General features: G+C 52.7%; 10 protein-coding genes. All 10 read right to left on the bottom strand.

Annotated features, from left to right (window positions below):
* A partial coding sequence (locus ACTHUE_RS01120) for a Rho termination factor N-terminal domain-containing protein (protein ID WP_440422995.1) occupies positions 1–110 on the bottom strand: 110 nt, incomplete at its 3' end.
* A 244-nt stretch (positions 111–354) separates the two neighbouring features.
* Positions 355–1,257 carry a DMT family transporter gene (locus ACTHUE_RS01115; RefSeq protein WP_070814922.1) on the bottom strand — a complete coding sequence of 301 codons (903 nt, stop codon included), beginning with the start codon at positions 1,255–1,257 and terminating at the stop codon, positions 355–357.
* 83 nt (positions 1,258–1,340) lie between these two features.
* Entirely contained in the window at positions 1,341–3,029 is a 1,689-nt protein-coding gene (locus ACTHUE_RS01110) for a glutamine--tRNA ligase/YqeY domain fusion protein (RefSeq protein ID WP_440422992.1), read from the bottom strand.
* Positions 3,030–3,134: 105 nt separating this feature from the next.
* Entirely contained in the window at positions 3,135–3,914 is a 780-nt protein-coding gene (locus tag ACTHUE_RS01105) for a DeoR/GlpR family DNA-binding transcription regulator (RefSeq protein WP_004519551.1), read from the bottom strand.
* 73 nt (positions 3,915–3,987) lie between these two features.
* Entirely contained in the window at positions 3,988–4,701 is a 714-nt protein-coding gene (locus ACTHUE_RS01100; RefSeq protein ID WP_004519550.1) for a GntR family transcriptional regulator, read from the bottom strand.
* Between the two features lie 261 nt (positions 4,702–4,962).
* A complete protein-coding gene (locus ACTHUE_RS01095) occupies positions 4,963–5,382 on the bottom strand; it encodes an OsmC family protein (RefSeq protein WP_070873648.1) in 420 nt (139 codons plus the stop codon).
* A gap of 111 nt (positions 5,383–5,493) precedes the next feature.
* Positions 5,494–6,303: a bifunctional hydroxymethylpyrimidine kinase/phosphomethylpyrimidine kinase gene (gene thiD / locus ACTHUE_RS01090; protein ID WP_440361217.1), complete on the bottom strand. Its 810-nt coding sequence runs from the start codon at positions 6,301–6,303 to the stop codon at positions 5,494–5,496.
* A 224-nt stretch (positions 6,304–6,527) separates the two neighbouring features.
* A complete protein-coding gene (gene gcvP / locus ACTHUE_RS01085; RefSeq protein WP_440361202.1) occupies positions 6,528–9,380 on the bottom strand; it encodes an aminomethyl-transferring glycine dehydrogenase in 2,853 nt (950 codons plus the stop codon).
* A gap of 55 nt (positions 9,381–9,435) precedes the next feature.
* On the bottom strand, positions 9,436–9,987 hold the full coding sequence (locus tag ACTHUE_RS01080) for a DNA-3-methyladenine glycosylase I (RefSeq protein ID WP_049336411.1): 552 nt from the start codon (positions 9,985–9,987) through the stop codon (positions 9,436–9,438).
* 107 nt (positions 9,988–10,094) lie between these two features.
* Positions 10,095–10,493 (bottom strand): glycine cleavage system protein GcvH, encoded by a 399-nt coding sequence (gene gcvH, locus ACTHUE_RS01075; RefSeq protein ID WP_036492952.1) that lies wholly within the window; start codon positions 10,491–10,493, stop codon positions 10,095–10,097.
* Between the last annotated feature and the right edge of the window lie 132 nt (positions 10,494–10,625).

The raw sequence follows: 10,625 nt of genomic DNA, 5'->3' as shown, positions 1-10,625 counted from the left end.
GCAAAAACGAGGTCTTGTTTGCGGAAACGGTTGGCGTTTTCAATGCCATGTTCTTCTGCCATTTCCAAGAGTTTGGAAATGTGGAGGGTTTGGAGTTCTGAAACGTGCATAGTATTGATATATTTTGGATGGTATCAGAGAGATGGCACACAGGCCGTCTGAAAGTATGAAATCGTGCCGCAGGATACGGTAGATTTTTGAGAAAGTTGAATTTTAGGCAGTTGGAGGCAGGGTGTCAAATTTTTAAATCGAACACTGAACCGAGACCATAATCTTACCCTGCAATAAGATTATGGCCGGCAACAGCTTGGCAATCGCAACCCCATCGCCCAAAATCCGAGTATTTACCCAACTTCAGACGGCCCTCTGCCCGTACCGCATCAGCGTCATGCCGCCGACTGCCGCCGCACAGCCCGCAACCAACGAAATATGCAGCGGTTCGCCCAAAAAACACGCCGAAGACAGCACACCGAAAATCGGCACAAGCGTAATATACGCCGCCGCGCTGCCTGCACCCAAAGTCTTTACGCCTTCGAAATACCACGCATAGGCCAATACCGTCGCACCGATGACCAGCCACGCCAAGGCCGTCCAACCGCGCCCATCCATTGCCGCTATCGCCTCAAACGGTATTCCGTCCGTCCACAACGCCACCACCGACAACATCAACGCACCAATGAACGACGTTGCCGTCGTTACCGTCAGCGCATCTATCCCGCGCAAAACCGCGCGACCGATTAAGGTATAAGCCGCCCAACAGACCACGCAGCCGAAAATCAGCCACTCCCCCGCCTTGATGCCGCCCGACAATACCGTCAACGGCTGCCCTTGCGTTACCACCATAATGGCACCGCCGACCGCCAGCAGCATACCCGCCAAAATCTTCGCGTTTAGACGCTCGCCGAAAAACCAAGTTGCCAACAGCAGCGTCAACACAGGATTCACCGCCACGACCACCGCCGCCTTGCCTGCCGGCATAGTCTGCAAACCCAGCATAAAAAACACCGCATAGCCGCACACGCCGACGGAAGCGGCTGCCGTCAAACCCAGCCATTGCCGCGCCGACAAAGCCGCCAAAGTCGCGAACCTACTGCGCGCAAACAACCAGCCCAACAACAAAACCGAAGCCAAGACAAACCGAACCGCCCCGCCCGTCAGCGGCGGCAGCGACTGCCCCAGCATCCGCCCCATCGGCCAAGACGCACCCCACAACACCGCCATTCCCAGCAGTTTCAAATGTACAGAATAACGTTCCATCTCATCCCTTTTATCGACAAAGGCCGTCTGAAAACCGGATTTCACGTTTTCAGACGGCCTTCAATATAGCGACTGCAAACAGATTACTTAGGCTGCCAAGAATCTTTCAGCGTTACCGTGCGGTTGAACACCGGCGTGTCTTTGCTGTGGTCTTTGCGGTCGGTGACGAAATAGCCGATGCGCTCGAACTGCCAACGGCTCTCCGCCGGCAAATCTTTTGCGACAGGCTCGGCGTAGGCGGTGATTTCCTTGATGGATTCAGGGTTGAGGAAATCGGTAAACGGCAGGTAGTTGCCGTCTTCGCCGCGCACGGCATCGGGACGCTCGACGGTAAAGAGGCGGTCGTAGAGGCGGACTTTGATTTCGGCGGCGTGTTCAGCGGAAACCCAGTGAATCACGCCTTTGACTTTGCGGCCTTCGGGATTTTTGCCCAAGGTATCGTGGTCGATGCTGCACTTGAGTTCAACCACATTGCCTGCCTCGTCTTTTACTACTTCATCGCACTTGATCACATAGCCGTGGCGCAAACGCACTTCGCCGCCGGGAATCAGGCGTTTGAAGCCTTTGGGCGGATTTTCGGCAAAGTCGTCGGCTTCGATGTAGATGGTTTGGGAAACAGGTACTTCGCGATCGCCCATTTCTTCGTGGTTCGGATGAAACGCGGCACGGCGGCTTTGGGTTTTGCCGGCTTCAAAGTTGGTCAGGGTGACTTTAAGCGGATTCAAAACCGCCATCAGGCGCGGCGCAGAGTTTTCCAACTCTTCGCGAATCGCGCCTTCCAACACGCTCATATCGACCACGTTTTCAGATTTGGAAATACCGGCGCGTTTGGCAAACAGGCGCAGACCTTCGGGCGTGTAGCCGCGGCGGCGCATACCGGAAATCGTTGGCATACGCGGGTCATCCCAGCCGGAAACATGGCCGTCTGAAACCAGTTGGTTCAGCTTGCGTTTGGACGTGATGGAATACAGAAGCTCCAAACGGGAAAACTCGTATTGGCGCGGACGGGTGGCGTGCGGCGCGGGGATGTTGTCCAGCACCCAGTCGTACAGCGGACGGTGGGCTTCAAATTCGAGCGTACACAAGGAATGCGTGATGCCTTCGATGGCATCGGAAATGCAATGCGTGTAGTCGTACATTGGGTAGATGCACCATTTGTCGCCGGTGTTGTGGTGATGGGCGCGGCGGATGCGGTAGATGACGGGGTCGCGCATATTGATGTTGCCTGATGCCATATCGATTTTCAGGCGCAGGGTTTTGCTGCCGTCTGGAAATTCGCCGTTTTTCATGCGCGTGAACAGGTCGAGATTTTCTTCGACGCTGCGGTCGCGATAAGGGCTGTTTTTGCCCGCCTCAGTCAGCGTGCCGCGGTATTCGCGCATTTCTTCGGGCGTCAAATCATCGACATAGGCCTTGCCGTCTTTGATTAAACCGACGGCGTAATCGTAAAGCTGGTCGAAATAGTTGGAAGCGAAACGCGGCTCGCCTGCCCAATGGAAACCAAGCCACTCAACGTCTTCTTTGATGGCGTTGACGTATTCGTCGTTTTCTTTTTCGGGGTTGGTGTCGTCGAAACGCAGGTTGCACAAGCCGTCATAAATATACGCCAAACCGAAGTTCAAGCAGATGGATTTGGCGTGGCCGATGTGCAGGTAGCCGTTCGGCTCGGGCGGGAAACGGGTTTGGATGGCTGTATGCTTACCGCTTTTGAGGTCTTCATCGATAATGGTGCGGATAAAGTGGTTGTCCGCGAATTGGTCTTTATTCAACATAATATTTCTTTGATGGGAAAATGATTTTCTGTTTTCAGACGGCCTGAGCATTCAATCAGGCCGTCTGAAAGGAATGGAATGATGGCTCAATTGTACCCGACTTGGCTACTTTGATACAGGGTCGGCAACCTGCCACGCCACGCCGCGCTCGTTTAGGGTTTTCTGCATGGCGGCGGATGGTGTGCGGTCGGTAAACAGCTTATCGAATGCGCCGATATCGCCCAGTCTGACCAAGGCATTGCTGTTGAATTTGCTGTGATCGACACCAAGATAGCGCACGCGGGCATTGTTCACCATCGCCTGCATGACGCTGACTTCCTTGTAATCGTCATCCAAAAGCGAGCCGTCGTTTTCTATACCGTGGGTACTCATGATGGCATAGTCGACTTTGAATTGGTTGATGAAATCGACGGTCGCCACGCCGGTAATACCGCCATCCAAGGGGCGGACCACGCCGGAAGCGATGATAACCGTGTAGTCGGTACGCGCCGCAGTGATGGAGGCGGCGTAGATATTGTTGGTGATAATCCGCAGGTTTTTACGCTGTCTAACCAACTCGGCGGCGACGGCTTCCATGGTGGTACCGATGCTGATAAACAGCGAGGCATTGTCGGGAATGGTGGAAGCAATCAGACGGGCAATGGCGTTTTTTTCCTGCTGCTGATGGTTGCGCCGCTCCTGCCCTGCCGTTACGACTGAAACATCGCCCAAAGATGCGCCGCCGTGATAGCGTTTGAGCTGTCCGGTCTCACTTAACTCCTGCACATCGCGGCGTATGGTTTGCGGCGTAACATCCAAATTCGCCGCCAACTCTTCCACCGTCATGAAGTTATGTTCGCGGACAAGGGTGAGGATATGTTCGTGTCTTTGGATTTTGGGTTTCATGGCGTTTCGTTTTGTAGGGATAAACCAATGGCCGTCTGAATATTTCAGACGGCCTTTTTCATTGTCAAACCGATTACATCTCGAGTTTCTGTTCCAAGCGTTCCATACACGCGCCTAAGTGGCGGCGCATGACTTTGGTCACACGGTTGCGCTTGCCTGCCAGCAATAAATCGAGGATTTCTCGGTGTTCATGGTGCGAATTGGAATCGATGTTGCGCTTTTCTTTGCGAAGCGGATCGGAAACGGCCACAATCAATGAAGAGCGCGCGCACAAGGTATTCATGATTTCAAACAGGACATCGTTGTCCAGCAGCCGCGCCAATTCGACATGGAAGGCATTGGACAGGCGGTTCCAACCCACGCGGTCGCCGCTTTCGGAGGCTGCGCCCTCTTGCTCAATCATGGCATAAAGCGGTTGCAGACGCGTTTCCAAATCAGGCATATCGATAAGGACGCTCAAAATCATGCTTTCCATTTCGATACGCGTGTTGAACACGTCTTTCATTTCTTTCAAGTCCGGCACATGGACAAATGCGCCGCGGTTGGGCTGCAAATCGACGATTTTATCGTGCGCCAAAAGCGATAATGCGCCACGCACGGTATTGCGGGAGCAAACCATTTGTCGGCAAAGCTCGGACTCGGTCAGTTTTTTGCCCGGCAGCAGCAGATGGTCGGTAATACCGTCCAAAATCAATGCGTACACGCGGAAGAGTTCCGAATCGTGACGTTCTTCCAAAATAAGCGATGAAGTTGCAGGCGCAACGTTGGTATTATTTTCGTAATCCATAATGTTTCCCCAATATCCGTATTAAGGCGCAAGCGTTTACAAACCTGCAGCTTTCGGGGGTGTTTAAAATATAATTAAAAATTGTTGACAATGTTAAACGAAACTTGCACAATGAGATCAACAAGCCAAGTTATAAAGGCTGATAGAGAGAGAGAAAAAGGAATAAAAAGCAAGCAGATATATTCATGTTAATGCGTGAATATATCTGCTTTTTTTGTGCGTAGCCGGTTCACGCTCCGGCACTCCCATCCTGAAACCGCCCTATTCTGTTTCGACGATCTCGAAGCTGTGGCTCATTTTTGCCGCTTTACCCAGCATAATCGATGCGGAGCAATATTTTTCGGCAGACATCTGTACGGCGCGCTCAATCGCGCTTTCTTGCAAACCCCGGCCATACACTTTGAAGTGGATATGGATTTCGGTAAACACGCGCGGCACGGTGTCGGCGCGTTTGGCAGTCACTTCAGCGCGGCAGTCGGTGATTTTTTGGCGTTGTTTCTCGGCAATCATCACTACATCGATGCTGGAACAGCCTGCTACACCCAACAACAGCATTTCCATCGGGCTAGGGCCGCGTTTGACTTCGCCTTCAGCCGCCGCGCCTTCCATCACAACGCTGTGTCCGTTTGCCGTTGTACCGACGAAGCACATTCCGTCTATCCATTTTGAGGTAACTTGCATGGTGTCTTTTTTATCCGTAAAAGCATTAATCCGATATTGTAAACAATTTCAAGTGATAAACCTAGTCAGGCCGTCTGAAAAATACAATCAATTACAATTGGTCTGAACGCATTATTCATCCCGATACGCCCAGTGGTTGACCGGCCCGTGCCCTGCACCGATGCCCAAAGGATAGGAAATGGCGGCGGCAATATAGTTTTTTGCCGTTTGAACCGCCTCGGGTACGCTAAACCCTTTTGCCAACTCGGCAGTGATGCAGGCAGAAAATGTGCAGCCCGTGCCATGGGTATGCGGCGTTGGGAAACGTTTGCTGTTCAGCTCGATGGTTTCATATTGCGTAAACAGCCAGTCGGTGCAATATTCGCTTTGGCTGTCGGCAAGATGGCCACCCTTAATTACCACATTTTTCACACCCCAATCCTGAAGAATTTTGGCGGCGCGTTCCGCATCTTGGCGGTTTTCAATATTGATACCCGTCAATGCCTGCGCTTCGGGCAGATTGGGGGTCAATACGTCCGTATGCGGCAACAGCAGGCGTTTCATGGCTTCAACGGCTGAATTTTCCAACAACGGCGCTCCGCCTTTGGCAATCATGACCGGATCCAACACGCGTTTGCCGAAGTCGCATTCGGCGGTTTGTTCCGCCACGCATTCGATGATTTCCGCCATACCCAACATGCCGATTTTATAGGCACGGATTTGGAAATCCTCCTGAATCGCGGCAATTTGCGCAGCAATCATGTCGGTCGGTATCGGATGCACTGCCGATACGCCCAAAGTATTTTGTGCGGTAACCGCTGTCAGTACGCTGGTACCGAACACGCCGCGCATCTGAAATGTCTTCAAATCTGCCTGTATGCCCGCGCCGCCGCCGGAATCTGAGCCGGCAATCGTCAGCGTTTGAATAAAAAGTTCGTCCATCATATCCTCCTGTTTTTCAGACGGCCTTGTGTTTATCGTTGTTGAGAGCAGTTTGGTTTTATCCGCAAACAAAGGCATTCGCCGTCTATCTTTCCGAATGCCTTATTTGTTGTTTTACCAAAAACAAATGTACGTTCTCGGGCGGAATATCTTAACAAACAAAAGGCCATCTGAAAACTATTTTCATTTTCAGACGGCCTGTTCAATTTTAAACCTATTCAGGCTTATTCTTCGTATGCGTCAATCGGCAAGCAGGAGCAAACCAGATTGCGGTCGCCATACACTTCATCTACCCGTTTGACGCTCGGCCAGAATTTGTGTTCGCGAACGAACGGCAATGGGAAGACGGCTTCTTCGCGAGAGTACGGATGCGCCCATTCACCGGTTACATCTGCTGCGGTATGCGGAGCGTTCACCAGCGGATTATCCTCTTTCGGCCATTCGCCGCGCTCGACTTTCAGCACTTCCTGTTTGATTTGTTTCAGGGCGGCGATGAAGCGGTCGAGTTCGGCTTTGCTTTCGCTCTCGGTCGGCTCAATCATCAGCGTGCCGGCAACAGGGAAAGAAACCGTCGGCGCGTGGAAGCCGTAGTCCATCAGGCGTTTGGCGATGTCGGTTTCAGTGATGCCGCTTTCGGCTTTGAGCGGACGCAAATCGACGATACATTCGTGCGCGACGCGGCCGTTTTTGCCTGTATACAGAATCGGATAGTCTTCGCTCAGGCGTTTGGCAACGTAGTTGGCGTTGAGCAATGCCCAGCACGTTGCCTGCTCCATGCCTTGTTTACCCATCATGGTCAGGTACATCCAGGTAATCGGCAGGATAGACGCAGAACCGAAGGCCGCAGCAGCAATGGCGGTTTGGTCGGCACTGGCGCTGTGGGTGTCGGTCAAAGCGTGTCCCGGTGCAAACGGGGCAAGGTGGGCTTTCAAACCGATAGGACCGACGCCCGGACCGCCGCCGCCGTGAGGGATACAGAAGGTTTTGTGCAGGTTCATGTGCAACACGTCCGCGCCGACTTCGGCAGGCTGCATGATGCCAATTTGGGCGTTGAGGTTGGCACCGTCCATGTAAACCTGTCCGCCGTTTTCATGGATGATGCGGCAGATGTCGCGGATGCCTTCTTCGTACACGCCGTGGGTGGACGGGTAAGTAATCATGATGGCGGACAAAGCGTCGCGGTATTGCTCGGCTTTGGCTTTCAAATCGTCGATGTTGACGTTGCCGTGTTCGTCGGTGTCGACAACGACGACTTTCAAACCCAGCATGGCCGCAGTCGCAGGGTTGGTGCCGTGGGCGGATTTGGGAATCAGGCAGATGTTGCGGTGTCCCTCGCCGTTGGCTTCTTGATAGCGGCGGATGGAGAGCATGCCGCTGTATTCACCCTGCGCGCCGGAGTTGGGCTGGAAGGAAATCGCGTCAAAGCCGGTGATGGCTTTCAGGCTGTTTTCCATGTCGGTCAAAAGCGCGCGGTAGCCTGTGGCTTGGTCTTTGGGGGCATAGGGGTGGATGTCGGTGAACTCTGCCCAAGTAATCGGCAACATTTCCGCAGTCGCATTGAGCTTCATGGTGCAGCTACCGAGCGAAATCATGCTGCGGTTCATCGCCAAGTCGCGGTCTTCGAGTTTCTTCAGATAGCGCAGCATTTCGTGTTCGGTGTGGTAACGGTTGAATACGGGATGTTGCAGAATGTCGTCTTGACGCAGCAATTCGGCATTCAGACGGCCTTTGACGTCATCGGCAAATGCGAACGTATCCTTGCCGGTAAACGCGCGGTACAAATCAACCAAATCTTCGTATGCCGATGTTTCATGGAATGCAGCCGCAACTTGAGTATCGTTGACGCGGCGCAGGTTGTAACCCGACTCCAAAGCAGCGGCAAACACTTGGTCTGCTTTCTCTTTGCTGCCGAAATCAACGGTAACGGTATCGAAGAAGACTTTGTGAACCACATTCAGGCCGTCTGAAACCAGCGCATCGGCAAAGGCAGAAGCCAGCGCATGAATGCGGTTGGCAATGCGTTTCACGCCTTCCGGGCCGTGGTAAACGGCATACATACCGGCCAAGTTCGCCAGCAATGCCTGTGCGGTACAAATATTGGATGTCGCTTTTTCGCGGCGGATATGTTGCTCGCGGGTGGACAACGCCATGCGCAGCGCGGGTTTGCCTGATGCGTCTTTGGATACGCCGATGATGCGGCCTGGGGCGGAACGTTTGAACTCGTCTTTAAACGCGAAATAAGCAGCGTGCGGACCACCGAAGCCCATTGGCACGCCGAAGCGTTGGGTGTTGCCCAAAGCAATATCTGCGCCCAGTTCAGCCGGAGACTTCAGCAAAACCAAGCTCATGATGTCGGCGGCAACGGCCACGATTGTGCCTTTTGCTTTCAGACGACCGATAACATCCTGCAAATCTTGTACGTCGCCGTCTTTACCGACGTATTGGAACAGCGCGCCGAAGTATTCGCCGTCATCAGCTTGGGCAAAATCTCCAACCACCAGTTCAAAACCGAAATATTTGGCGCGGGTTTTCATCACGTCCAAAGTTTGCGGATACACGCGCGCATCCACAAAGAAACGCTCGGATTTCACTTTGCCCACGCGGTGCGCCATCGCCATCGCTTCAGCAGCGGCAGTTGCCTCGTCCAGCAAAGACGCGCCTGCCACAGGGAAACCGGTCAAATCGATACACACTTGTTGGAAGTTCAACAAAGCTTCCAAACGACCTTGGGCAATTTCCGCTTGATACGGGGTGTAGGCAGTGTACCAACCCGGATTTTCCAATACGTTGCGCAAAATCACGTTCGGCACGCGGGTCGGGTAATAGCCCAAACCGATATAGGATTTGTTGATCACGTTTTTCGACGCGATGCCTTTCAATTTCGCCAACGCGTCCGCCTCGGTCAAAGCTTCGGGCAAATCGAGTTCGGACGGCATACGGATGCTTTGCGGCACGGTATTGCCGACAAAATCGTCCATGCTCTTCTCGCCGAGCGCTTCCAAAAGCGCAGCCTCGTCGCCAAAGCTCAAATGGCGCACGGCAAATTCGTTCGGGTTGAACAATTCAGATAGTTTCATTTCTACTCCTTCGGTGTTATCGATATCAACACTGTTTTTTCTTGCAGATGTTGTTTCAGACGGCCTCCGCCCACTTTGGACGACATGCCAATATTTCCCTATAAACCGGACAGGTTTCCACATGCGCGCCGGGCAGGTAGCCGGTACTCATCAGAAATTCGCCGACGATTTCGCCGCCGACAAATTTGAAATGTTTTTTAAACAGCTTCACCCATTCAGCCTTGTCGAGCGGATGGTGTGTATCCAACCAGTTTTTGAATGAGCCGTATTCTTGCCGTATTTGCTTGATTTGTCGCGCGTTATAAATGGCTGCGTTGATTTTCAGGCGGTTGCGGACGATGCCTGCATCGGCAAGCAGCCGCTCAATTTCGGCTTCGTCAAATGCGGCGACCGTATCGATGTCGAAACCTTTAAATGCCGTCTGAAATGCCCGTTGCTTCTTCAGCATCAGCGTCCAGCTCAATCCTGCCTGATTGATTTCCAACACCAGCCGCTCAAACAATTCATTGTCATCCTCAATCGGAAAACCGTATTGCGTGTCGTGATAATGTTGGTTGGGGTTGTCCGTATCGTCGGGAAGAGTGGCGACAAATTCGCAGTAATTCATGTTTGTTGAGGGAAAATTGAAACAAAGGCCGTCTGAAAGCATTTTTCAGACGACCTAAGACCTGCAATATCAAACAGGCACAAAACCTGTTTGGATGTTTGCAAAAATCAAGCTACTTCGCCTGCGTATTGTTCGGCAGTCAACAGACCGTCGTAATCGGCAGGGTTGGCAGGTTTGATTTTGAAGAACCAGCCTGCGCCGTAAGGATCGCTGTTGGCAGTTTCCGGAGCGCTTGGCAAATCTTCGTTGACGGCAACGACTTCGCCTGCAATCGGCGCGTACACGTCGGACGCGGCTTTTACAGACTCAACCACACCGGCTTGCTCTTCGGCAGCCAGGTTTGCGCCGACTTCAGGCAGCTCGACAAACACGATGTCGCCCAACAGCTCTTGCGCGTGATGGGTAATGCCGACAGTGATGGTACCGTCTTCTTCAAGGCGCAGCCATTCGTGGCTGGCAACGTATTTCAGTTCTGCTGGGATGTTGCTCATGGTTTGATACTCCATTGATAGGGGGTTATTTTCAGACGGCATCTTCATGAATCAATATCCACAGATGCCTTGTTCAATGCTTTCTACAAACGTCCGTATTAGACGACAATTAAAACCTGCTTTCAGACGGCCCTTAACAAATAAGGC

Source organism: Neisseria sp. P0021.S005 (genome assembly GCF_051956955.1).
This window is presented reverse-complemented; position numbering and strand designations above follow the sequence as displayed.